This window comes from Paenibacillus phytohabitans, from assembly GCF_013141775.1.
GTDB lineage: Bacteria > Bacillota > Bacilli > Paenibacillales > Paenibacillaceae > Paenibacillus_AQ > Paenibacillus_AQ phytohabitans.
This window is the reverse complement of sequence record NZ_WHOB01000059.1, coordinates 448,426-472,496: the sequence shown is the minus strand read 5'-3', so window position 1 is coordinate 472,496 and position 24,071 is coordinate 448,426. Positions and strand designations below refer to the sequence as shown.

The window sequence follows — 24,071 nt, the reverse complement described above, 5'->3', positions numbered from 1 at the left end:
GATGTCCTCCTTATAACCCGGCCAGATAGCGGCAGTATAGAATCATTTGTTTGACGGAGGGTCTGATCTTCTGGTCGTTCAGCGGCGTGTTGTCATTCTTGGAGGGCTTGGAGTTGACCTCCAGCAGCCAGATTCTGCCGGACTGGTCCAGCGCAAGGTCGATGCCCAGCTCCCCGAAATGCGCAGGGATATACGTTTCTACGCCTCTGGCGATTGCCAGTGCTGCCCGGGGAAGCTGAACCTGGGAGCTTTCCTTCGCCCCGGGCGGGAGATTGCTTTTGCCGATGGCTTCCCGGACCGTACTGAGCGTCCCGCCCCGGGCGAGATTAGAGACAAAGTGATTACTTCCGGCAGTCCGGGCCACAATGGAGGTGACGCCCCATTTGCCGGTGCCGTTCTTCTGTACGAGTGCCCGGAAGTCCACTGGCCGCCGTCCAAGCTCCATCAGGGGCAATCCCTGCTGAATCTGGTAGCGGGTCGTTTTCATCTTCGGGGCAATGGACCCAAAAAGCTTAGTCAGACTGGGATAGCTCTGCTTGCGTGTACCCAGCGGTGTTGTTGACAGCAGCCGGTAGCCGCCGTCTTCCTTGGAGATGCGCAGAATGCCTTTGCCAAGGCTGCCGCGTACAGGTTTCAGGAACACACTGGGATAATTGCTGCACATTTTCTTCAATATGGCGAAGCCGTTCAGGGCATGCGACTCCGGCAAATACCGCTGCAGGGCGGGATCTTGCGCCAGCGCTTCGAATACCTCTGTCTTGTCAAGGAACTTTTCATTGAAAAAATGAGTTCCGTAGCGGGATTTTACATCCGCCAAAAAATGCTGTACGCTAGGTTTATTCTCTACCTTTCGCGTCGTCAGCCGATTGTTGATCACATCGGCCACAGGAAGACTCAGCTTCCGCCAGCCCTCATCGTATACCCAGCCCTGGATGGTAGTACTGCGCGTTTCCAGCGCTTCCGGGGTAAAGAAATATACATAGGCGCCCTGTGCATGGCAGGCATTGGTCAGTTCCCGGCAGAACATCGTGATCTGGCCGAACACTCTGTCGGGATGCTCGGGATGGTCCCGGCTCACCAGAACTCCAATCAGCGGCCCCAGCCGCAGATTGCGGCTGCCTGAACTATAGGAAGCGTTAAGCGTGAGGCGCTGCCTTAAGCCCAGCCGCCGCGCCAGCCCTTCACTTACGCGCAGGCTGTCGGATTTGGGAACCGGAATAACGGTAACCTCCTGCCGGAAAGAGCCGAAGGTAAGCTGGATTGTTCCGTGCGCCGGTATTTTGAGCCTCTTCATGGATTTTTCGCCTAGCATTACAGCGTTTTCCTGCAGGATGCCCGAGTGGACCGTTTGGACCGGGATCTTGAGTTGGGACATCGTGGATCTCCTTCCGGTAGGCAGCATGATGCCGGCAATATGAATCTTAAGGGTTACATATCATTCATCATATGGAGACATCTGACCCTTGGTGATTGACCTATTCTTTAAAAAGCCGTGCCGGGCGGATTAAATGTCCGGCGGCGGTGAAACCATTCAGCGGGTGGAGTACAGGTGCAGGCTACAGGTGCAGGCGCACAGACTGAAGTCTGGCCGCCGGAGAGGAAATAACGTGACCGCGAAATTTGGGCGGAAACACAAAACTTAAGCGTATGCTTTCGAAGCGAGTTTAGCGAAGAAACTCAGGGAGCCTATGCTAACTAAACATTCAGGAGGATTTCTAATGAACGTAATTGACAAGGCACATGAACTGGCGAGAGCCATCAAAGACAGCACCGAGGTATCGGATATTACCAGCGCAATGAAAGTGATCGAAGCAGATCCGGAGAGCAAGCTGATGCTCGACAACTTCCGTCAGAGCCAGATCGAGCTGCAGCAGCGGATGATGAGCGGAGAGATGCCTCCACAGGAGGAGATGGAGAAGATGGAGAAGCTGTTCGAGGTGCTTAACCTGAATCTCGGCATCCGCCGCCTGTTCGACGCAGAGCGCCGCCTTAGCGTGGTCATCGAGGATGTGAACAAAATCATCACCGACAGCCTGTCCCAAATGTACGGCGGACAACAATAAGCGCGATAGAAGGGGATTTCTCCTGATAACAGCAAGAGGGTGATTTCAGGGCCATTTGGCTCCGGAATCACCCTCTTTTTGATGCTAAGCCGGTTATTTCTAATCCTGTTTGCCTTCAATGGCACAGAGCAGAATCGCGGCAGCTACGCCAATACGTCTGTCGAGCACACCTTTGCGGTCCTCGGAGAAGTCGGCGATGATTTTGGTGACAAAAGGGTTGAAGTTCTGCCGGAAGGCCGGGATGACCATATCGCCGATCTCCACATTATATTTTTGCGGAATTAGAGTAATGACACGCCGCAGCAGCGCCATGAACACACTGTCCTCTTTAATGAATCCGATCTCGTTATCGCCGGTGTCCAGAATTACCCATTCATCTTTGAAGATCGACTTCAGGCCTTTGCGGCGGAGTGCGCCCAGAGATTCCCCGGTCTCCGAATCATAGACATCATAGGTGGCGCTGAGATCTATCATTTTGCGGGCTTTAATGCGCAGCAGTTCTCTCTCCATGCTCTCGTCCGTGTACAGGGCAATATCCTCTTTCAATTTGAACGCTTTCATTTGCGAAAAAAGCACCAGCTCTTCAGAACTGTTGTAAATATGCAGCTTCGCCCCCATGACGGAGAATACCTTTTTGCGGATTATGTACTCGGACTGGCCCCAAATGTTATTCAATGTAAATTCCTCCTCTTCGTGGCTTCATCATCTCACACCCCCGGCATTCAGGCTAGACTAAACCCGGAGGCAGCGAAATCAGCCGGATGAAAAATTAGCAACTTGTCTCATAATCCGGACCTGAAGTTCATAGAGTAGAGATATAGATTCAGATTCAGCCTGACAACCCTTTAGAACGAAGGAGCGGTTCGACAATGAAAAAAAGAAACAAATTCAAGCATTCCGTGTATCTGCTGGCGGCCCTGGCGATGCTGCTGTACGCGCTGCCGAAGCTGTCTTTTCAGAATGGTCCCGGCTGGGTGCTGGGCTTCGGTATTGTCTGGTGTGCGTTTGCCTTCCTGGTGATTGCCTCGCACCTGCACTTTATTATCGGAGTGGATGAAGAGAAGCAGAAACGCCTGGAGGCGGTCCGCAAGGTTAAGCTGGAGCAGTGGCAAGGCCAGTGGAACGAAGAAACCCGGGTGTCCCAGAGATTATAGAATTTGGCCGGGGCCTATAGGCAAGGTGCAGCGGCTCACCCCCTGTTTCGCGAAAGCTGCGGACTGGGGGTTTGCTGTGTTTGCAGTAATGTGGATGTGCGGATATACAGTGTATTTATGCCTTGTAAAATGATGTGTTATAGCTATATTCAAGGCTGTACTCATGCATACATTATATGTGTGTGGGCATAAGTGCGGATGTCCCTTAATTGCCGCTGGTATCGCTTGTCATACAGCTGACATATCTCTTGAAAGAAGCATACCCGTTCTGTTGTACTCCGCTGTAACCAGCGTTATAATGGGTACAGAATAGTACAGATCGGGGTATGGGGGTGTAACAGTTGGAAGGTCAAGGCGATAACATTACAAAGCATGAACAACTGCTGCAGCATATTGAAAGCCTGAAGGTGGGAACGAAGATCTCCGTCCGCAAGCTGGCCAAGGAAATGGGCGTCAGTGAAGGTACAGCTTACCGTGCGGTGAAGGAAGCGGAGAATCTGGGAATCGTCATTACCAAGGAGCGGATCGGTACGGTCCGGGTAGAAAAAAAGCCGCGCAATATTTCTGATCAGCTTACGTTTGGAGATGTGGTCGACATTGTCGAGGGACATGTCCTCGGCGGAGCGGAAGGTCTGAACAAACATCTTCATAAATATGTGATCGGCGCGATGAAAGTGGATGCCATGATCCGTTATATCGATGCCGACAGCCTGCTGATCGTGGGTAACCGTGATGATGTGCATTCACTTGCACTGGAGCAGGGGGCAGGGGTGCTCGTAACCGGGGGCTTTGGTACCAGCCGCGAGGTGAAGGCGCTGGCGGATGAACTGGACCTGCCGGTGATTTCATCCCGGCATGATACGTTTACAGTAGCTTCGATGATTAACCGGGCGATTTTTGACCGGCTGATTAAGAAGAAGATTATGCTGGTGGAAGATATTGTGGAGGGCAAGCCGCGCCTGAATACGCTCAAAATCTCCAGCACAGTCGGCGAATTACGCGAATTGTCCCTGTCAAGCGGCGAGCAGCGCTTCCCGGTGACCGATGAGTGGAACCGGGTCATCGGCATCGTGGGCCGCCGCGATGTGGAGGATCTCGCGGAAGGGCAGAGCATCGAGAAGGCCATGATCCGCAGCCCGGTGACCGCCGCACTGCAGACCTCGCTGGCTTCGGCGGCGCAGATTATGATGTGGGAAGGGATCGACTTCCTGCCGATCGTGGACCGCAACCGCAAGCTGGTCGGGTCGCTGACCCGCAGGGAAGTGCTGCAGAGTCTGCGCGATGCCAGCAACCAGCCGCAGCTCGGGGAGACGTTCGATCATCTGATCTGGAACGGTTTCGCCGATGAGCGCGATGAGGAGGGCAAGCTGTTCTTCCACGGCTTCATCACACCTCAGATGGCAACGGATCTGGGGACGATCTCGGAAGGGATATTGTCCACGCTGATGACCCTCTCCGCGTTCAAGGCGGCCAAGGACATCACCGGCAATGACTATGTGCTGGACAACATGTCCACCTACTTCATCCGCCCGGTGCAAATCGAGCATTCCATTATCGTCATGCCGAAGCTGCTGGAGATCAGCCGCCGTACCTGCAAGCTGGAGATTGAGATCAGCCATATGGAGACCATTGTGGCCAAGGCCGTCCTGATGCTGCAGTCGATTGACCACGGCTAAACCGCTCAAGTATATACATTCAGCAATAGTGTAGGCATACATGCAGTCTTCGCACAGAAAATGAATACAGGATGAATACAGACGAGTCAGAAACTAGTCAGAAACTAGTCAGAATCAATATAAACGAATACAGGCGAGTCGGAATCGAATAAAACGAATACAGACGAGTCAGTACCGAATAAACGAATACAGACTAAATAGACCAGACTATCCTGTAATTACCGGGAGAGTACTCTGGTCTATTTGGCATTCGAGACTAATCGGGGTTATTCGGCAAGCCATGGAACAACTGGTTGGATTATGGCTGCGAGGCTAAGAAGCTGAACAGCTGAACAGCTGGACACTGAGTGGGAGACGGACTGGACATCAGGTTACATGGACACTATGTGGGCGGATGACTGTACATCAGGTTACATGGACACTGAGTGGGCGACAGACTGGACATCAGGTCACATGGACACTGAGTGAGCGGATGACTGGATATCTGGACACATGGACATTGAATGGGCGACAGACTGGAAATCTGGTCACGTGGACACTATGTGGGAGACGGACTGGACATCTGGTTACATGGACACTGAGTGGGCGGATGACTGGATATCTGGTTACATGGACACTGAGTGAGCGGATGACTGGACATCTAGTTACATGGAGACTGAGTGGGTGTCAGACTGGACATCTGGTTACATGGACACTGAGTGAGCGGATGACTGGACATCTGGTCACATGGACACTGAGTGGGAGACGGACTGGACATCTGGTCACATGGAGACTGAGTGGGCGTCAGACTGGACATCTGGTTACATGGACACTGAGTGGGCGATGGACTGGACATCTGGTTACATGGACACTGAGTGGATAGTTATCTCTTATGAGCAGCGGGCAGCAAGTGGAAAAAGGGCATCTAATTGTCCCAAACTCCCCGATTTTGGGACATTAAGTGGAAAAAGGACAACTAATCCGCCGGAATCTGCACCAGAGGAGGAAGACGGACGAAATAAGTGCCTTTTTTCCAACTGCTCCCCTGAAAGGTACAGCATGGCTAGAAATAAGTGTACAATTTCCACTTCGCATAGATTTTACCAAAGAGCCGGGTGGGGAGATGCAGCGAATTAGCTAGCGATTTAAAGATAAATACCGATTCAAATACTGATTAATAGCCGGATTCAAATTCCCATTCAGATACCGGTTCGGATACCGTAAACACTCAGCTCCCGCTCCCGCTGCGGAGCCGGCTGTAGTACCCGTGGCTGCGCAGCCCCGAGAAGATGTTGAAGATACCCAGCAGCAGAAAAGCTGCTTCAATGACGACATTAAGCGTCGAGCCGCGGAAGATGAACATCGACATCAATGAGAGCGTTACCAGCATTGCGCCGAGCAGCATGTTCATAATCGATCGCTTAAGCCCTTTGATGAGCGGGTCTGCGGCCCTCCTGGAGGAGAAACTGTACATCGCGGCGCTGATCATAAAGACGACCAGGAGAACAAACAGCAGATACTTGATGAGCATAATCATGGACAGACAGCTCCTTAGTGGAAGGTGGGAAACGGTGCTTCGGCCTATCTCTACCATTCTATGATTTGCCCACTATTGTACCATGATTATGACTCAGGTGCGCTTATAAGGACCGATCTCCACCCAGATTTGCAGCACACCCTCCATAACGAGCATAGTGCGGATTCTGACGGTGTATTCCTTCTCGCGTACAATGTAGATTTTGCCGTCCAGCAGCAGGCGTGCCAGCTTCCCGTCGGAATCGATTTCAAACATGCTACGCCCGCGCATAGGCTCCAGATCGCTGACCAGCTTCCTGAGGATTTCCTTAACAGTTACTGTGTCCAGCACAGCGGTGCCTTCCTTAACTTTGCTGTCCTCGGTGCGGACCTTAATCTCCCGGATTACGGTGGAGGTATTGTTGTATTTTTTGAGCGTGTCAATGTCATCGCGGTACTCCTCGATCTGTATCCGGAGTTCCTGATTGCTTAGCCAGAGCACGTTGTACCCCATATGATAAATGGCGTTATATACCACGGCGCCCACAATCATTCCCAGCACAAAAACGGCAGCTATCTGCGAGAAACGCCGGTAGCGGTGAAACGGCGGCAGGCGCATGGATTCATCACCCCTTTAAATATATGAATGTATCTGCTCAGCGCTATTCATTATCCTTCTATTTCTCGCTGAAACGGAACCTGAAAGCGATACATAGTATCGCTGCTTCGGAAGCATTGGCTTGATTTAAGGACCGCTTACCCGTTTCTACTTGCCGCACACCCATTTGACTAGCTCACTGCCCATATGAGCGCCCAGAAAGGCGAAGACCAGATAGAGAATCTGCTTGATGGCGGGGGAGAGGTTGCCTCCCAGCATGTTGCTCTCAATGACCCGCATCGGGTCGATCGTTCCGCCGACGGCGGCGGCCAGCGCCCAGATTTTGATCCGGTCGGCGATATCCAGCATGGTGTGCGTAGGCGGCTGCAGGGAGACCACGGCTCCGATCCCGCCCAGCAGGGAACCGCCCAATACAATGCCGAAGGCGATGAAGAAGTCGAGGACGGCTTTGCTCAGGAAAATATTCATCATAAGGCTCCTTCCCGGTCCAGGCAATTGCTAATCCCCTGCCTGTCCTTATGCTCTTAATCCATTCTATGGGCGGTTCCCCCTCTAATATGATAAAATAGTTTCATCTTATGTTTTGATTTTGGAACTGAAGGGAAGTGGGGATAATGAGCCCTTTCGTGCATTTGCATGTGCACAGCGAATACAGTTTACTGGACGGGGCGGCGCGCATTACGGATCTGGTGCGCCGGGCCGGCGAATACGGCATGAAATCGCTGGCGCTAACGGATCATGGAGTGATGTACGGGGCTATCCCTTTCTATAAAGCTTGCCAGGAGAACGGCATCAAGCCGATTATCGGCTGTGAAGCTTATTTGACCGCAGGCTCGCGCCGTGAGCGGGGCAGCCGCAAGGATCAGCCGATCTATCACCTGATTCTGCTGGTGAAGAACGAGATCGGCTACCGGAACCTGATGAAGCTGATCTCCATCGGCCATCTGGAGGGCCAGCACTACAAGCCGCGGATTGATATGGAAGCACTGGCGGCGCATGCCGAGGGCATCATCTGCCTCAGCGCCTGTCTTGGCGGAGAGGTGCCGCAGCATCTGCTGCTTGGGCGTGAGGAGGAAGCGCGTAAGGCGGCGCTGCGTTACAAGGAGATTTTTGGCGCGGACTTCTACCTGGAGCTGCAGGATCATGGGATGCCTGAACAGAAGCGGGTGAATCCGAAGCTGATTCAGCTTGCTGCCGAGCTGGATATTCCCCTGGTGGCTACGAATGACGTGCATTATATGGACAAGGAAGATGCCGAGGTTCAGGATGTGCTGATCTGTATCGGCACAGGCAAATCTGTGGATGATGAGGACCGCCTGAAGATCGGCACGGATCAGCTGTTCTTCAAGAGCGGCGAGCAGATGGCCTCGCTGTTCCCGCATGTGCCGCAGGCGCTGGAGAACACTTTGCGCATTGCAGAAGCCTGCAATCTGGAGCTGACGTTCGGCAATCATATTCTGCCGGAGTATTCCCCTCTGCCGGAAGGGCTGGATGCCGCCGCTTATTTGCGTGAGCTGTGCCGCAGCGGGCTGGAGGAGCGCTACGCGGATACGCCGCTGTGGGCATCTCCGGAGCAGAAGGAAACGGCCGAGAAACGGCTGGCCTATGAACTGGGCGTCATTGAGAGCATGGGCTTCAGCGATTATTTCCTGATTGTCTGGGATTTCATCGCTTTTTGCCACCGGAATGGTATTGTTACCGGCCCGGGCCGTGGTTCCTCGGCAGGCAGTCTTACAGCATATACGCTGAAGATTACGGATGTAGATCCGCTGAAATACAATCTGCTCTTCGAGCGTTTCCTGAATCCGGAGCGGATTACGATGCCCGATATTGATATTGACTTCAGTGACGAACGCCGTGATGAGGTTATTGCCTATGTGGTGGACAAATACGGCAAGGAGCATGTGGCGCAGATCATCACCTTCGGAACGATGGCGGCAAGAGCAGCTGTACGGGATGTAGGCCGTGCGCTGAATCTGCCGTATAACGAGGTGGACAAGGCGGCGAAGCTGATTCCGGGCCAGCTCGGCATCAGCATCACCCGGGCGCTGGAGAGCACGCCAGAGCTGAAGGCTCTGTATGATACCAATCCGAAGACCCGCGGGCTGCTCGACATGGCGATGAAGGTTGAAGGCATGCCGCGTCATGCCTCCACGCATGCTGCCGGAGTGATCATCTCCAAGGGGCCGCTGACCGATGCCGTTCCGCTCCAGGCGGGCAGTGAGAGTACAGCGCTGACCCAGTACTCCATGGAGCATCTGGAGAGTGTAGGCCTGCTGAAGATGGACTTCCTGGGGCTGCGGACCCTGTCGATTATTGAACGCTGCATGAACTGGGTGAAGGAAATGACCGGCAGCGTCCCTGATTTCCGCTTCATCCCGGATCATGATCCGCTGACTTACGAGATGCTCGGAGCAGGCGAGACCACCGGCGTGTTCCAGCTGGAATCTGCGGGTGTACGGCGGGTGCTGAAGGATCTGAAGCCCAGCGGTTTTGAAGATATTGTCTCTGTGGTGGCTCTGTACCGTCCGGGTCCGATGGAATTTATTCCGAAATTCATCGGGGGCAAGCACGGGGAGTTCGAGGTCGTATATCCTCATGCTGATCTGAAGCCGATTCTGGCTGATACCTATGGGATCATCGTCTACCAGGAGCAGATCATGCAGATTGCCTCCCTGATGGCGGGGTTCTCGCTCGGCGAAGCGGATCTGCTGCGCCGGGCGGTGTCCAAGAAGAAGCGGGAGACGCTGGACAAGGAACGCAGCCACTTTGTGGAGGGCAGTCTGAAGCAGGGCTATCAGGAGGCAGATGCCAATGAGGTGTATGACATGATCGTGCGGTTTGCCAACTACGGCTTCCCGCGTGCCCATGCTGCCGCCTATGGCGTGCTGGCGTTCCAGACTGCGTATCTCAAGGCACATTATCCTGTGCAGTTCATGGCAGCAATGCTGACCGCGGTTATGGGAACCCACCGCAAGGTGGCAGAGTATGTACTGGAATGCCGCCGCAGCGGGGTCGGCGTGCTGCCGCCCGATGTTAACGAGAGCGGCGTACTGTTCACCCCTGTACCCGGCGAAGGCAGCGGGCATATCCGCTTCGGACTGGCAGCGGTCAAGAATGTCGGGACGCTGGCGGTGGAGAATATTATGGCGGTCCGCAAGGAGCGTCCGTTCGACAGCCTGCTTGATTTCTGCCGCCGTGTCGATCTGCGCGTCTGCAACAAGCGCGTGATTGAATCGCTGCTGCAGACAGGCGCCTTCGACCGGCTTCCCGGCCACCGGGCCCAGCTGCTGGCTATGCTGGATGAGACAGTTGATGCGGCAGCGAAGTGGCGCAAGGAGCGCGATGAGCTGCAGATCCAGCTGTTCGATGATCTGATTGAGACGCCGAACTGGGAAATCCGTTATCCGGATATCCCGAAATTCTCCGTGACCCAGCAGCTGGAGCTGGAGCGTGAGCTGCTGGGCCTGTACCTGTCCGGCCATCCGCTGGACGACAGTGCGGCCCTGCTGGAGGAGCCGGGGATGCAGAAGCTGATGGATCTTGGCGAAATGGCAGACGAGAGCATGACGGTGACAGCCGGCATGGTTGTGTCGCTCAAGGAAATTACGACAAAGTCCGGCAAGGCGATGGCCTTTGTCGAATGGGAAGACCAGATCGAGCGCTGCGAGGTCGTACTCTTCCCCGAGGTGTGGAAACGCAGCCGCGGCCTGATTGAGAAGGGCGCGCTGCTGGCCCTGCGCGCCAAGGTGCAGCAGGAGGACGAGGGCTTCAAGCTGCTGGCCGAGGAGGTGGCACCGCTCACCGCGGACAGCGTGCGCGGCCTGCTGCAGCGCCGCAGCGCCGCAGGCGCCCGGCCCGCCTACGCGGGCCGGAACGCCCCCGCAGGAGCGCCTGCGGCAGCTCCTGCAGCCCGTACGGGCGCCGGAAGCCCCGGCGCCCGCAGCGGCAGTGCAGCTGGCGCAGCCGCTGCACCGGGCACGCGCACACCGGCGGCACTGCCGCCCGGTGCGCGCGCTAACGCGGCCGCTGCGCAGGCCGCGCCCCAATCCCCGGCCGCGTCAGCTACGCGGCCGGGAAGCCCTGCCCCGCTGCGCACGGGGCAGCCTGCACCTGCTGAGCGCTCCGCAAGCTCAGCGCAGAGCAGCCGGCGTGTCTTCATCAAGATCACGCCGGGCGCTGAGCTCAAGGGTCTGCTGCCGCGCCTCCAGGCGCTGCTGCAGACCCACCCGGGACCAGCTGCGACGCTGCTGTTCTACGAGCGCAACCAGAAGGTGCTGGCGCTCAGCGACAGCTACCGGATCGAGCCCTCGGAGGAGCTGTTTGCGGCAATAGAGAGCATGCTGGGAGCCGGAACCGTCAGGATCAGGTAGTAACGGCTTGCCGCCTCTAAGGAGGCTTTGCTTCCGAAGCAGCGATACAACGTCCCCCTTTCAGGTATCCGCTTCAAAGGTATGTGGTTCAACCCAATAAGTAACGGATCAATCGCCGTGGGGTTAGAGGAATACGTTCATTGCTTACACTAGATTCGCTGCCGGCAGTATAGAGACTTCCAGGTAAGCACTGCAGACAAGAATGTTGTACGTTTTGCAGCTTTGATTCATAATTAGCCGCCTGGACAAGAGGAATTGCTGCCTTTTATACAACAATTTTGGATTTGAACCGGTTAAATGAGGAAAATGTTGCACGTTGTGCAGGATTCTGCAAAGTAATCCGGTCTCTGCCGTAAAAAGCGGATGAACCGGGGAATTTCCATAACGCTTAAACATATTTTGTTATATTTAAAATAAGCACATTTCCGCCCTTTTCCGCATACATTAGGGAACCACAGGGCATTGTCCCGTGCGGAAAGGGGAATCACATCATGTCCTATCAATTGGCAGCAGACCTGCTGGAGCGCCGGGGAGTTTCGCTTGATTCTATCGCTGAGATCGTATATATTCTGCAATCGGCCTATTATCCCGATTTGACTGAGGAAGAGTGCCTCGTAAGCGTCAAGGCGGTGCTGGGCAAAAGAGAAGTACAGTACACGCTGATGACAGGTGTCGCGCTGGATGAGCTGGCGGAGAAGAAGCTGCTGCCGCAGCCGCTTCAGGCAGTGCTGGAGGCGGATGAATCGCTCTACGGGGCGGACGAGACTCTGGCGCTAGGCATCACGGGTGTATACGGGATGATCGGGCTGACAGGTTTCGGTTATCTGGACAAAATAAAGCTTGGAATTATCGGCAAATTGAATGATGATAAGGGTAGCATTCATGTATTTCTTGATGATCTGGTAGCCGGGATTGCAGCTGCGGCATCGGCCAGAATTGCCCACCGCCACGAAGGGGCGAAGGTCTATTCTCCTGCCTCCGGAGAGGCATAATTGCAGCTCTTGCATTTGTTGGAAGCAGCCTCCCGGTCAAGCAGCCATCCTGCCGAGCCTGTTGCGGGAAAAAAGAAAACTGTGTTATCATGATTCCATTATATACAGGATACGGCTGGGATTTGAGATTAGGGAGGCCTTGCAGGGCATGTGGACGGTAATCTATATAGCGCCGACCGCCAAAGTGGCGGAGATGATTCAGAGGAAGCTTACGGAAGAAGGATTTCTGATAAAATGCCGTCCGATTAATATGTCCAAGCAGCAGTTTGAGATTCTGGTTCCTTCAGGAGAGCTTGAAGAAGTGCAGGAGGTCCTGAATCTGATTCTGCATCCTTGAGATTTACAACTTAGAGATACATGAGCGGTCATGACAGCGGCAAGCTGCTATCTACGCAAATAAACGGCTGAAGAGGTGCGACCCTTGTTCAAAGATTTATTTCAGAAAAAACGGAAGTACGCGATCATTCCTTCAGAGCGTCTGGAGCGAAGTGGCGGACCGGCGGAAGGCGAGCGCCCCAAACGTGAGATTCCCGAGGGACTCATGAACAAATGCAACAAATGCGGAACGATCCAGTACAGCAAGGAACTGGAGAAGAATTTGAAAATATGCCCATCCTGCGGCTATCATATGCGCCTGAACGCTTCGGAACGGATTGCGATGACGCTGGACCCTGAAGGGTTCATTGAGTTTGACAGCGAAATGGCATCCGTTGATCCGCTGCAGTTCCCCGGCTATGCCTCTAAGCTGGAACAACAGCAGTCCAAAACAGGACAGGTTGAAGCAGTAATCACCGGCCAGGGCACCATTGGCGGCCATCCGGTTATTGTAGCGGTAATGAACTTTGAGTTCTTCTCCGGGAGCATGGGGTCCGTAGTCGGCGAGAAGATTACCAGAGCGGTTGAAGAAGCAACAGAGCGGAGACTTCCGATGCTGATCTTCTCTACTTCGGGCGGAGCGAGAATGCAGGAGAGCATACTCAGTCTCATGCAGATGGCGAAGACTAGTAGCGCACTGGCCCGGTTCAGTGAAGCCGGAGGCCTGTATATTTCCGTAATTACTGATCCGACCACAGGCGGGGTGTCGGCGAGTTTCGCCAGCCTGGGTGATATTATTATTGCCGAGCCGGGTGCGGTATTCGGTTTTGCCGGACGGATTGTGATTGAACAGACGATCCGCCAGAAGCTGCCGGAAGATTTCCAGACAGCAGAATTCAATTTGCAGCACGGCCAGCTGGATATGGTTGTGCACCGCAAGGAAATGCGCTCCACGTTAACCAAGCTGCTGGAGCTGCATGATGTGAAAGGGGGATTTTAGGTTGGCAGGAGAGTTGCCTTTTGAAATGCCTCTGGTAGAAATGCGCAAGAAAATTGCTGAACTGAAGCAGTTTGGCGAAGAGAAGGGTATTGATTTCAAAGATGAGGTAGCCCGTCTTGAGGAGCGTTACCACATCCTTGAGAATGAAGTATATTCGGATATCTCCCCGGCCCAGAAGATGCATCTGGCCCGGCATCACGGCCGTCCGACCTCACTGGATCTGATCGGACTTATCTTCACCGATTTCATGGAGCTGCATGGCGACCGCCTGTATGGTGATGATCTTGCCGTAGTCGGCGGAATCGCCAAGCTGAACGGCCGTCCGGTCACCGTAATCGGACAGCAGCGCGGCAAGGATACGAAGGAGAACATTCTGCGTTTCTTCGGCAGCGCGCATCCGGAAGGCTTCCGCAAGTCACTGCGTCTGATGAAGCAGGCAGAGAAATTCGGCCGTCCGATTATCACCATTGTCGATACCAAAGGGGCTTATCCCGGCAATACGGCAGAGGAACGCGGACAGTCCGAAGCGATCGCCCGGAATTTGTACGAGATGTCTCAGCTGGCCGTACCGGTCATCTGCGTCGTTATCGGCGAAGGCGGCAGCGGCGGTGCCTTGGCTTTGGCCGTGGGCAACCGGGTCCTGATGCTGGAGCATGCCATCTATTCGGCGATCTCCCCCAACGGGGCGGCGTCCATTCTGTGGAAGGATGCCACCAAAGCGGAGCAGGCAGCTGAAGCAATGAAGATTACGGCGTCTGACCTGCTGGAGATGGAAGTGATCGAGGAGATCATTCCTGAACCCAAAGGCGGGGCACACCGTGACTACGAGGCAACGGCAGCGGCAATCAAGGATGCGGTATGGCGTCATTTGCAGGAATTATCCGTGATGGATTCGGCAGAACTTAAGGAAGACCGTTACCTTAAATTCCGCAAAATCGGCGAGTTCTCGGAGTCCCTCCAGGAACAGGATGCGCCTCAGGAGGAAGTGCAGAGTGTAGAGTAATCTGCACTTATCATTTGCACTTTCTGACATATTCCAGTGTATTCCTGTCCGTAAGCCGGTCGGAATACTTTAACCATTTATTCCCACCCCGATCATCCCGCCGACTTTGCGGGGTGATTTTTATTTTGACGGCATTCTTATAAAATTCGACTTTAATTTACAGCAAAAACAGGCACTAACATTGATTTTGTCTTCAACTTGCAGTAATATTCATAAGGGCGCAATAAAAGGTACATGTGACTACATGTGATAAAGTTCCTATACAGAGAGCAAGCCTTATAGTAGATTTTGTAGTTGGAAAAAGTGAGACAGAGAGAACGAAAAAACGGAGGAAAACCTAATGCGGAAAAGTAAAATTGTATGTACGATCGGACCTGCAAGTGAATCGTTGGAGAATATCAAAAAATTGATTTTGGCTGGTATGAATGTGGCCCGTCTGAACTTCTCCCACGGCGATTTTGAAGAGCACGGTGCCCGGATCAATACGATCCGTCAAGCTTCCAAAGAACTTGGCAAGACTGTTGCCATTCTGCTCGACACCAAAGGACCTGAGATTCGTACTGGTAAGCTGGAAGTAGAACCGATTGAACTGGTTCAGGACGAATACCTGACATTGACTACGGAAGAAATCCTGGGCGACCAGAACCGTATCTCCATCACGTATAACAACCTTCCTAACGATGTTCAAGTTGGATCGACTATCCTGATCGACGACGGCCTTATCGGTCTTACTGTTGTCGACATTCAAGGCACCGAAATCAAGACCCGTATTGTTAACGGCGGTACAATCAAGAGCAAGAAGGGCGTTAACGTACCAGGAGTATCCATCTCCCTGCCGGGTATTACGGAAAAAGACACCAATGATATCGTTTTTGGGATCGGACAGGACATCGATTTTATCGCCGCTTCCTTCGTTCGCAAAGCCAGCGACGTTCAGGAAATCCGTGCATTGCTTGAGAAGCACGACGCTTCCCACATTCAAATCATCTCCAAAATCGAGAACCAAGAAGGTGTCGATAACCTTGATGAAATTTTGGCAGCTTCCGACGGCCTCATGGTTGCCCGCGGCGACCTTGGCGTAGAAATTCCTGCTGAAGATGTGCCTCTGGCTCAGAAGCTGATGATTCAGAAATGTAACATCGCCGGCAAACCGGTAATCACAGCTACCCAAATGCTGGATTCCATGCAGCGCAACCCGCGTCCTACCCGCGCTGAAGCGAGTGACGTAGCGAACGCTATCTTCGACGGAACAGATGCAATCATGCTGTCCGGTGAAACTGCTGCCGGGAAATATCCGGTAGAATCCGTACTCACAATGTCCCGCATTGCTGAGAAAGCGGAATCTGCCCTGAACCACCGTGAAATCTTCATGAAGCAGCAAATTGCTCAAGAAACTACGGTAACTGAAGCGATCAGCCAATCTGTAGCGATTTCCGCTCTGGATCTGAACGCTAAAGCTATCATTTCTTCGACTGTAACTGGCCACACTGCACGCGTGGTTTCCAAATACCGTCCTAAATCACAAATCATTGCTGTAACTACCCAGGAAAGAACTATGCGTCAGCTGGCGCTGGTTTGGGGCGTAACTCCAGTATTCGGCAAAGAAGCTACTTCGACTGACGAATTGCTGGAAACTGCACTTCAAGGCGGTAAAGCTTCCGGTCTGGTAAAAGCCGGAGATCTTGTAGTCATTACTGCAGGTATCCCGCTGGGCCGTTCCGGTTCCACTAACCTGGTGAAGGTAGACACGATTCCAGCCGACTAGGATTTGGAAGAGGTTCTGCAGCATTAACAGAATACACCTATTAGAGCAGTGGCGTTCTTAGCCGCTGCTCTTTTTATTGTGCAGGAAAGCATAGCCGTTTCCACTTGCGGGTTGATATAAATGGTGCAAATGTATATATTGAATTGAGAGTTTTGAGAAACCGGGCAATCAGGTTCTTGTAAATATAGGGTTTCTGGAGTACACAGCAGGATGGCTTTTGCGGTAGATCCGCCGGACCGAGAAGGAATCGCCGCGGGGACCCGGCAGAGTCGGCACGGCCAGCAGCGTTTTGTTCTGGACCATAATTCCGCCGTCTTGAGCCTTGAGCTTGGGACTGCATCCGTTAACCCGGCAGCAGGTGAATCTTACCAGTGATACCTTGGACAACGGTGCGATATTCTGTCCCACCTGGGGAGCTTCCATGATCCATTCGGCAGAGGTTTGCGGCCCCTGATAGCGCTGGACTGTACGAAAAACCCAGTTTTTGCTGAGATTGCGCAGAGTGATACACCATTTACCCGGACTGAGCTTGACGATAGAAGCACGCATATGGTCTCCGGGAGATACAGGCAAGGGGATAACGGTCTCGGCAGCGGGCAGAATTTCCCACCAGGCATAGTACCGGACGGTTCCGTTTACCGATTCATGGCCGGTTCCGGTCTGAATCAGGCTGCTGTTCCGGAAGCCGTCGATGCCGATCCAGGCCGAAGAATACGTGGCTTTGACCGTAGGTTTTACATAAGGGACGATCCAGTCGGCCGATATCCGCCGGTAAGTGCCTTTTTTGCCCGAGATGGCATAACCGCTCCAGTTGCTGGATGTCCAGCCGAAGCCTGAGCTGACGGCTCTGCCTGTGTTGAGTTTATCTTTCAGACAGGGTTTGCTGCTTAGCAATCTATTGACTTGGCCCACTTGTCCACCGCCTCATAATATGTTCTGCTCTATTTAATGCGGTAAGAGGCTCTTAAGGTTGGGTATTCTGTTAAAAAGGAAGAGAGAGGACTTATAACTCCAATGGAAAAAATATCGAAGCTGCGCGGGTTTTATCTGTTTCTGGGACTCGCCGGGGGCTCCTTCGGCTCTTATCTGTCACTGCTGCTCAAATCGAACGGACTTAACGTCAGCCAGATCGGCATGCTGATGGCTACGGGCACACTGATCGCGATCTGTGTCCAGCCCCTATGGGGAGTGATCTCCGACAGATATAACCAGGCGCGGCTGGTGCTTCTTCTGAGTGTGGCGGTTCCGGCACTGCTTGCGGTGCTGTACCGGTCGGAGTATTTCATTGTGCTGATGCTGGTGTACACGGTATCCACGATCTTCTCCTCCACACAGGCTCCTATTGCCGACTCTTACGCCATAGCAGCGGCGAACAGAGCCGGATCGACTTACGGCAGCATCCGGATGATGATGAGCATAGGAGCCGCTGTAGGAGCCATAGCCGGGGGGCAATATGTATCTAAATTCTCGGTATCCACGATCTGGCTGCCGTTTCTGCTGCTGAATGCCGTTGCAGTGGCCATTGCCTTCACCCTGCCGAAGCAGGCGGAAGAGAATCACATGATGAGCCAGTCCTTCTCCCAGGGCGTCAAAAAGCTGCTCGGCAACCGTATATTCCTGGCCTTTCTCGGGGGAAGCTTCCTGGTGAACCAGACGATGACGGCGTTCGGTACTTATTTCGTTCTAGCCTTCCAGTCGGTCGGCGGCTCGACCAGCTATGCGGGGATCGCCCTGTTTCTGGCGTCGATCACTAACGTACCCTCCATGTTCTTCGCCTCCAAGGTTATCCGCAGGCTGGGCATGGAGCGGACGCTGCTGCTGGGTGCGCTGATCTATGTGCTGCGCTGGGGGATTCAGGTAGCCTTCCCGTATCCATCGGTCATGATTGGGGTACAGGTGCTGCACGGCCTATCCTTCGGCTTCTTTTATATTGCTGCAGTTGAATATGTATCGAAGATTACCTCTGCGGAGATGCAGGCGACGGGACAAAGCGTATTTAACATCGTATTCTCCGGCTTTGCCGGTATTCTGGGCAATCTGCTGAACGGAATGCTGCTGAATCAGGGCGGGGTCGGCCTTATGAATCTGTCCTGTATGCTGAGTGCGGCGGCCGGCGCGGCTCTGTTGTTCTATGTCGCCCGGAGCTCACGCAGCAAGCTGCCGCTGAAGGCCTCTTCCGGCGGAGTCAGCGCTTAGCTGCCCGCCTGCCATTACAGAAAGGAGCATGAATATGAATTCACACAAACCGGGGTGGTCCAGCCGCTGGCATGAGACTTCATTTCGTGTGCGTTATCAGGAAACCGATCAGATGGGTGTGGTTTATCATGCCAATTATTTGACCTGGTTTGAAAGCGGGCGTACGGAGATGTTCCGGGGACTGGGCTTTGCCTACCGCACACTTGAGAGCCTGGGGCTGTTATTGCCAGTGACCTCTGCAGATTTGCAATTTAAAAGCCCGGCGCGATATGATGATCTTATTGCCGTGTATGCACGGTTAACAACCTTCTCGGCGCTAAGGGTTGTCTATGAATATGAAATCCGCCGGGTGGCGGAAGAGCACAGAGAAGGCGGAGCGTCAGGTGCTTCCGGGACCCGTATGGCGCGTCCGGCGGACAGTGAACCTCTTCCCGGCGAACTGCTGGTCAGCGGCACGACGAGCCATGTCTGGCTGAACAAGGAATGGAAGCCTGTGCGTATCGACAGGGCGCAGCCTGAGCTGTTCCGCGCTATCACTACGGCGCTTAAGGAAGAAGAAGGAGGAGCAGTATGATCAGGAACAAATGGCTGTGGGCTGCATTATTCGCCGTCCCGGCCGTGGAATTATTCGGTTTCATCTATGTCTCAAGTTTTCTTGGAGCGCCCAAGACCCTGCTGATCATGCTGGCCACTTCGGTCATCGGTCTGCTCATGATGCGGTTTGAAGGCAAAAAAGTGCTGCAGGACAGCAGAACACATATGCAGGAAGGACGGGTGCCCGGACGGACCATGCTGGACGGCTTATGTATCTTTTTTGGCGGTCTGCTGCTGATTCTGCCGGGCTTCGTCACGGATCTGATCGGCTTTACACTGGTATTTCCGCTGACCCGGCCGCTATACCGGGTTTTTCTGCTGAAATGGATCGAGAAGAAGATGAAAAACGGCACCTTCACCTTCTACCGCAGGTAGAGCCGGGGGCGCCGCGAATTTTGTGAAAAGCGTTCGGCTGCGGGGGGATGCGGCTGAGCGCTTTTCTACTTGCAGCCGAGCCGGATGTAGCGAAATGTTGCAGATTATGCAGGAGTATGCGGTGGGAAATGCGATGAACGAGGAGCGGGCCCGATGTATGCGAAAAACCGAATACAATGTGTGCCGGATAGCATAAACGGGCTCGGTGTATGGGGACGGAGGTCCAGACCGTGACCGGATATTTGCTCTACTGGCATTTAAGGAGCTTGTGAGGTGTTGGCGTATAAAGCTAATGCAGCCGGCCGCTGAGGATGTAGCTGCGCAGTGCGCGGAACACGCCGGCGCGGCCGAACGCGTCCAGTATGACGAGCAGCACCGGGCCGAGGATCAGGCCGAGCATGCCGAACAGCTGAAGTCCGGCGAACATGCCGATCAGCATGGCGAGCGGGTCCAGTCCGATGCTGCTGGCCAGTACCTTCGGCTCAAGCACCTGCCGGGTGATCAGAATGATGCCATACAGCACCAGAAGGCCGACCGCCAGAGCCAGGTTCCCGGTCATGTAGGAATACAGCGCCCAGGGGAGGATCACGATGCCAACCCCGAGATAAGGCACCAGATCGACAATGCCGATGGTCAGGCCAATGGCGAAGGCAGAGTCTACGCCCAGCAGCAGCAGGCCGATGATCACGATCACCGCAGTTACGGAGATCAGCACGAGCTGGGCACGGAGGTAGCCGAACAGCGCCTTGCGCAGATCCTTCCAGATCTCCGAGACCGGCCGCAGCAGCGGAGCGGGAAGGAGTGAGAGCAGCTTGGCGTTATGCCGTTCCCAGCCGGTGCTGAGGAAGAAGGCGGCCAGTACGATCACGATCAGAATCGTTCCGAGGCTCGGCAGCGAGGAGATCAGCCCCAGAATCATGTTGAAGAATCCGGTGATCAGCTGTGTCATGGCGTGGCCTACAGTTTCCGTGGTTCTGCTGATATTACTGTCAATCGTGGCATGGTAACCCGGATTGTCGTGGTAAAACTGGTTGATCTGGTTAATAATATTCTGAATGCTGGCATTGCGGCTAACCTTCAGCAGCAGCTCGCGCCATTGGTCAGTATGGAGGTCGAAGGTCTGGAGCAGCACAATGAGCTCCTTCACCAGCCGGGTAATCAGCGCGGTCAGTACGAGGCCCGTACCTCCAATATAAAAAAGGAGCGAGAGGGCCACCGCCAGCCAGCCAGGGAGCTTCAGCCCCCGCAGAATCAGCACCAGCGGATGTATAAGGTAAGCCAGCAGCCAGGCCAGTAGCAGGGGATAGAGGAGCGGCAGCAGTACATAAACCGCCAGTAGAATCACGGCGGCGGCAAGCACGACCCACAGGCCGCGCAGCACTCTTTTGAGTACAAGTGTATCGATATCCGGTCCCTCCTACTCTAACGGGTGTACAAGGAATAACTGCTCGTCTTATGTATATTCATAGAGCATGCGAAAAGACTAGCAGGGACGGAAAAGGGCAGAATGGAGAAGCTTACTAACCTGAAAGCGTAATCATGAAACAGGTTTTTCGTTAGTTTTTTTCTATCTCTCCGATAAAATCATTTGATCCGCTGCAAAGCTCCCACGTTGTTCACATAACCGTCAAAATCCGGTATGATTATTACAGGTTAAACAGCAGAAATATAGTTGCAATCTTCAGCCCCTGTCCTGACGCCTTTTGCGGAGAATTGAAATACTTAAAAATGTAAATGTTTTCATGAGGTTAGAACCAGCATTATATACCCTTGTTGGCAAAGGAGAGAGATACTATGACAGCTACTAAAGGACTTGAAGGCATCGTTGCAACGACCTCATCGATCAGCTCCATTGTGGATGGAGTGCTCACTTACCGCGGTTACGATATTGATGATCTGGCGGATAATGCCACCTTTGAGGAGACCGCTTATTTGCTGTGGTTCGGCAATCTGCCGACAGTACCGGAGCTTGAAGCGCTGCGCCGCGACCTGAGCGCTTCAGCCCAGATCCCGGATCAGGTGCTTGCCCAGATGAAGCTGTATCCGAAGGAAGCCAACACGATGGCGGCCCTGCGCTCCGCCGTATCCGCCCTGGCACTGTACGACGAGGCTGCGGATGATATGAGCCGTGAAGCGAATCAGATCAAAGCTGTGAAGCTTCAGGCACAGATTCCGACTGTGGTTGCCGCACTGGCGCGCATCCGTAAGGGACTTGAGCCGGTAGCGCCCAAAGAAGGCCTGACCATCGCCGAGAACTTCCTCTACATGCTGTGGGGAGAGCAGCCGGATATCGTATCCGTCAAGGCGCTGGATACAGCCCTCGTGCTGCATGCGGACCATGAGCTGAATGCTTCCACTTTTGCCGGACGGGTAACTGTGGCAACACTTTCTGACATCTATTCCGGAGTTACTTCGGCTATTGGCGCGCTTAAAGGGCCGCTGCATGGCGGTGCGAATGAAGCCGTGATGAAGATGCTGGAGGAAATCGGCACGCTTGATGCCGTTGAGCCGTATGTCCAAGGCAAGCTGGAACGCCGTGAGAAGATCATGGGCTTCGGACACCGTGTATACAAGAACGGCGATCCGCGGGCCAAACATCTGATGAAGATGTCCTATGAGCTGGGCACGATGAAGAACGACACTACGCTCTATGATATGTCAGTCAAGGTTGAAGAGCTGATTACGGGGCAAAAAGGGCTCAAACCGAATGTCGACTTCTATTCGGCATCCGTCTATACACAGCTGGGTATTGAACGTGAGCTGTTCACTCCGATCTTCGCGATCAGCCGGACCTCGGGCTGGACTGCGCATATTCTCGAGCAGTATGAAGACAACCGGATTATCCGGCCGCGTGCGGAATATACCGGCATGTCCGACATGAAATACGTCCCTGTAGACGAACGATAACAGGGCGGCCCCTTGCGGGCCGCTCCACCCCTTTAGTACAATGAACTATAATATATGCAGCAACTGCTTATTGATTATTGCTTGTACATCATACTTTTAGGAGGAATTCCCACTAATGTTGAAACTGGAAAAGTACGATCTGCCCACAGAAGGCGAACAAATTACAATCGAAGACGGCAAGCTGCTGGTTCCGGATCAGCCGATTATCCCTTTTATCGAGGGTGACGGTACAGGCCGTGACATTTGGAAAGCCTCCAAGCGTGTGCTGGATGCGGCCGTGGAGAAAGCTTACGGCGGCGCGAAGCAGATTGCCTGGTACGAAGTTTTTGCCGGCGAGAAAGCCTTCAATACATATGGTGAATGGCTGCCGAATGACACTCTGGAAGCAATCCGCGAGTATATTGTAGCCATCAAAGGCCCGCTGACAACTCCGATCGGAGGCGGTATCCGCTCTCTGAACGTGGCGCTGCGCCAGGAGCTGGACCTGTATGTATGTCTGCGTCCGGTACGATATTTCGATGGTGTTCCTTCACCGGTGAAGCATCCGGAGCTGGTGGATATGGTTATTTTCCGTGAGAATACTGAAGATATCTATGCCGGGATTGAATATCAGGAAGGTTCCGCTGAAGTGAAGAAGGTTATCGAATTCCTGCAGAAGGAAATGGGCGTGAACAAGATCCGCTTCCCGGAAACTTCCGGTATCGGCATTAAGCCTGTCTCTGAGGAAGGTTCGAAGCGCCTGGTGCGTTCTGCGGTTGAGTATGCCATCAAGCACGGACGCAAGAGTGTGACGCTGGTACACAAAGGCAATATCATGAAATTCACCGAAGGTGCATTCAAGAACTGGGGCTACGAAGTGGCTGAACAGGAGTTCGGCGACAAGGTCTTCACCTGGAACCAATATGATGTCATCAAGGAACGTGATGGTGAAGCTGCAGCGAATGCTGCCCAGAAGGAAGCCGAAGCAGCCGGCAAAGTTATTGTCAAGGACGCTATCGCCGACATCGCTCTGCAGCAGGTATTGACCCGTCCGACCGATTTCGATGTCATTGCGACGCTGAACCTGAACGGGGATTACCTCTCCGACGCACTGGCTGCCCAGATCGGCGGCATCGGTATCGCTCCGGGAGCGAACATTAACTATCTTACGGGACATGCTATTTTTGAAGCTACTCATGGTACAGCGCCTAAATATGCGGATAAGGACGTTGTAAATCCGGGTTCGGTTATTCTCTCCGGCGTTATGCTGCTTGAGCATCTGGGCTGGCAGGAAGCGGCTGACCTGATCTACAAGGGAATGAGCACCGCGATTAACAATAAGACGGTTACTTATGACTTTGCCCGCCAGATGGAAGGCGCTACAGAGCTGAAATGCTCCGCCTTTGCTGACGAGATTATCAGCAATCTATAAGCAATTATATTGCAAGTATGGGCTGCACGATCGTCATGATCGTGCAGCTTAAGCTTGTGCAGCGGCCTGCCCGCTGAAGATTATGCTTACGAAGCGGGTTCTGCGAAGTGCAATTAAGGAAGTCTATGCTATCC

At 53.7% G+C, this 24,071-nt stretch carries 21 protein-coding genes; 14 read left to right on the top strand and 7 right to left on the bottom strand.

The features are described from left to right. Window positions 1-10: 10 nt before the first annotated feature. The gene (locus GC101_RS20035; protein WP_171718651.1) at window positions 11-1,375 is read right to left on the bottom strand and encodes a YheC/YheD family endospore coat-associated protein; all 1,365 of its coding nucleotides are present in this window, start codon (window positions 1,373-1,375) and stop codon (window positions 11-13) included. A 343-nt stretch (window positions 1,376-1,718) separates the two neighbouring features. Between GC101_RS20035 and GC101_RS20030 the strand changes: the two genes are divergently transcribed. Beyond that, complete coding sequence (locus tag GC101_RS20030; protein ID WP_042135401.1) at window positions 1,719-2,063, top strand: YlbF family regulator; 345 nt, start codon at window positions 1,719-1,721, stop codon at window positions 2,061-2,063. A gap of 99 nt (window positions 2,064-2,162) precedes the next feature. On the opposite strand, the gene GC101_RS20025 is transcribed toward GC101_RS20030, so the two are convergent. Continuing rightward, window positions 2,163-2,738 carry an LURP-one-related family protein gene (locus GC101_RS20025; RefSeq protein WP_171718650.1) on the bottom strand — a complete coding sequence of 192 codons (576 nt, stop codon included), beginning with the start codon at window positions 2,736-2,738 and terminating at the stop codon, window positions 2,163-2,165. Between the two features lie 194 nt (window positions 2,739-2,932). Here GC101_RS20025 and GC101_RS20020 point away from each other — a divergent pair, with 194 nt between their 5' ends. Then, window positions 2,933-3,217 (top strand): hypothetical protein, encoded by a 285-nt coding sequence (locus tag GC101_RS20020; RefSeq protein WP_171718649.1) that lies wholly within the window; start codon window positions 2,933-2,935, stop codon window positions 3,215-3,217. A 341-nt stretch (window positions 3,218-3,558) separates the two neighbouring features. Further along, a complete protein-coding gene (locus tag GC101_RS20015; RefSeq protein ID WP_039309562.1) occupies window positions 3,559-4,893 on the top strand; it encodes a DRTGG domain-containing protein in 1,335 nt (444 codons plus the stop codon). Window positions 4,894-6,100: 1,207 nt separating this feature from the next. On the opposite strand, the gene GC101_RS20010 is transcribed toward GC101_RS20015, so the two are convergent. The 3 genes from GC101_RS20010 to GC101_RS20000 form a co-directional block, all read right to left on the bottom strand. Then, on the bottom strand, window positions 6,101-6,409 hold the full coding sequence (locus tag GC101_RS20010; protein ID WP_171718648.1) for a YtpI family protein: 309 nt from the start codon (window positions 6,407-6,409) through the stop codon (window positions 6,101-6,103). A 93-nt stretch (window positions 6,410-6,502) separates the two neighbouring features. Further along, window positions 6,503-7,006, bottom strand: coding sequence for a sporulation membrane protein YtrI (locus GC101_RS20005; RefSeq protein WP_171718647.1), 504 nt, complete (start codon window positions 7,004-7,006; stop codon window positions 6,503-6,505). A 147-nt stretch (window positions 7,007-7,153) separates the two neighbouring features. Beyond that, a complete protein-coding gene (locus GC101_RS20000; protein WP_039309559.1) occupies window positions 7,154-7,474 on the bottom strand; it encodes a YtrH family sporulation protein in 321 nt (106 codons plus the stop codon). A gap of 146 nt (window positions 7,475-7,620) precedes the next feature. On the opposite strand from GC101_RS20000, the gene GC101_RS19995 reads away from it, so the two are divergent. The 6 genes from GC101_RS19995 (at window position 7,621) to pyk (ending at window position 16,454) form a co-directional block, all read left to right on the top strand. Continuing rightward, window positions 7,621-11,379: a DNA polymerase III subunit alpha gene (locus GC101_RS19995; protein ID WP_171718646.1), complete on the top strand. Its 3,759-nt coding sequence runs from the start codon at window positions 7,621-7,623 to the stop codon at window positions 11,377-11,379. Window positions 11,380-11,870: 491 nt separating this feature from the next. Then, the gene (locus tag GC101_RS19990) at window positions 11,871-12,371 is read left to right on the top strand and encodes a phosphatidylglycerophosphatase A family protein (protein ID WP_039307658.1); all 501 of its coding nucleotides are present in this window, start codon (window positions 11,871-11,873) and stop codon (window positions 12,369-12,371) included. 148 nt (window positions 12,372-12,519) lie between these two features. Further along, complete coding sequence (locus tag GC101_RS19985; RefSeq protein WP_036700684.1) at window positions 12,520-12,708, top strand: hypothetical protein; 189 nt, start codon at window positions 12,520-12,522, stop codon at window positions 12,706-12,708. An 84-nt stretch (window positions 12,709-12,792) separates the two neighbouring features. Further along, window positions 12,793-13,686 (top strand): acetyl-CoA carboxylase, carboxyltransferase subunit beta, encoded by an 894-nt coding sequence (gene accD, locus GC101_RS19980; protein ID WP_039307665.1) that lies wholly within the window; start codon window positions 12,793-12,795, stop codon window positions 13,684-13,686. 1 nt (window position 13,687) lies between these two features. Next, window positions 13,688-14,689: an acetyl-CoA carboxylase carboxyltransferase subunit alpha gene (locus GC101_RS19975; RefSeq protein WP_171718645.1), complete on the top strand. Its 1,002-nt coding sequence runs from the start codon at window positions 13,688-13,690 to the stop codon at window positions 14,687-14,689. 340 nt (window positions 14,690-15,029) lie between these two features. Continuing rightward, window positions 15,030-16,454 carry a pyruvate kinase gene (gene pyk, locus GC101_RS19970; RefSeq protein WP_039307670.1) on the top strand — a complete coding sequence of 475 codons (1,425 nt, stop codon included), beginning with the start codon at window positions 15,030-15,032 and terminating at the stop codon, window positions 16,452-16,454. Window positions 16,455-16,622: 168 nt separating this feature from the next. Here pyk and GC101_RS19965 read toward each other — a convergent pair whose 3' ends face one another. Then, entirely contained in the window at window positions 16,623-17,366 is a 744-nt protein-coding gene (locus GC101_RS19965) for a G1 family glutamic endopeptidase (RefSeq protein WP_052421761.1), read from the bottom strand. A gap of 102 nt (window positions 17,367-17,468) precedes the next feature. On the opposite strand from GC101_RS19965, the gene GC101_RS19960 reads away from it, so the two are divergent. The 3 genes from GC101_RS19960 to GC101_RS19950 are packed head-to-tail and all read left to right on the top strand — an operon-like array spanning window position 17,469 to window position 19,619. Next, a complete protein-coding gene (locus GC101_RS19960) occupies window positions 17,469-18,650 on the top strand; it encodes an MFS transporter (RefSeq protein WP_042135415.1) in 1,182 nt (393 codons plus the stop codon). A gap of 34 nt (window positions 18,651-18,684) precedes the next feature. Next, window positions 18,685-19,224 (top strand): acyl-CoA thioesterase, encoded by a 540-nt coding sequence (locus GC101_RS19955; protein ID WP_171718644.1) that lies wholly within the window; start codon window positions 18,685-18,687, stop codon window positions 19,222-19,224. After that, a complete protein-coding gene (locus GC101_RS19950; RefSeq protein WP_036695825.1) occupies window positions 19,221-19,619 on the top strand; it encodes an FxsA family protein in 399 nt (132 codons plus the stop codon). Before GC101_RS19955 ends, GC101_RS19950 begins: the two co-directional genes overlap by 4 nt. Before the next feature lie 289 nt (window positions 19,620-19,908). On the opposite strand, the gene ytvI is transcribed toward GC101_RS19950, so the two are convergent. Further along, the gene (ytvI, locus tag GC101_RS19945) at window positions 19,909-21,024 is read right to left on the bottom strand and encodes a sporulation integral membrane protein YtvI (protein WP_039307681.1); all 1,116 of its coding nucleotides are present in this window, start codon (window positions 21,022-21,024) and stop codon (window positions 19,909-19,911) included. A 389-nt stretch (window positions 21,025-21,413) separates the two neighbouring features. Between ytvI and GC101_RS19940 the strand changes: the two genes are divergently transcribed. Continuing rightward, complete coding sequence (locus tag GC101_RS19940) at window positions 21,414-22,526, top strand: citrate/2-methylcitrate synthase (RefSeq protein WP_171718643.1); 1,113 nt, start codon at window positions 21,414-21,416, stop codon at window positions 22,524-22,526. A gap of 115 nt (window positions 22,527-22,641) precedes the next feature. Continuing rightward, window positions 22,642-23,937, top strand: a complete 1,296-nt coding sequence (icd, locus tag GC101_RS19935) for an NADP-dependent isocitrate dehydrogenase (protein ID WP_171718642.1) — start codon at window positions 22,642-22,644, stop codon at window positions 23,935-23,937. Window positions 23,938-24,071 lie beyond the last annotated feature (134 nt).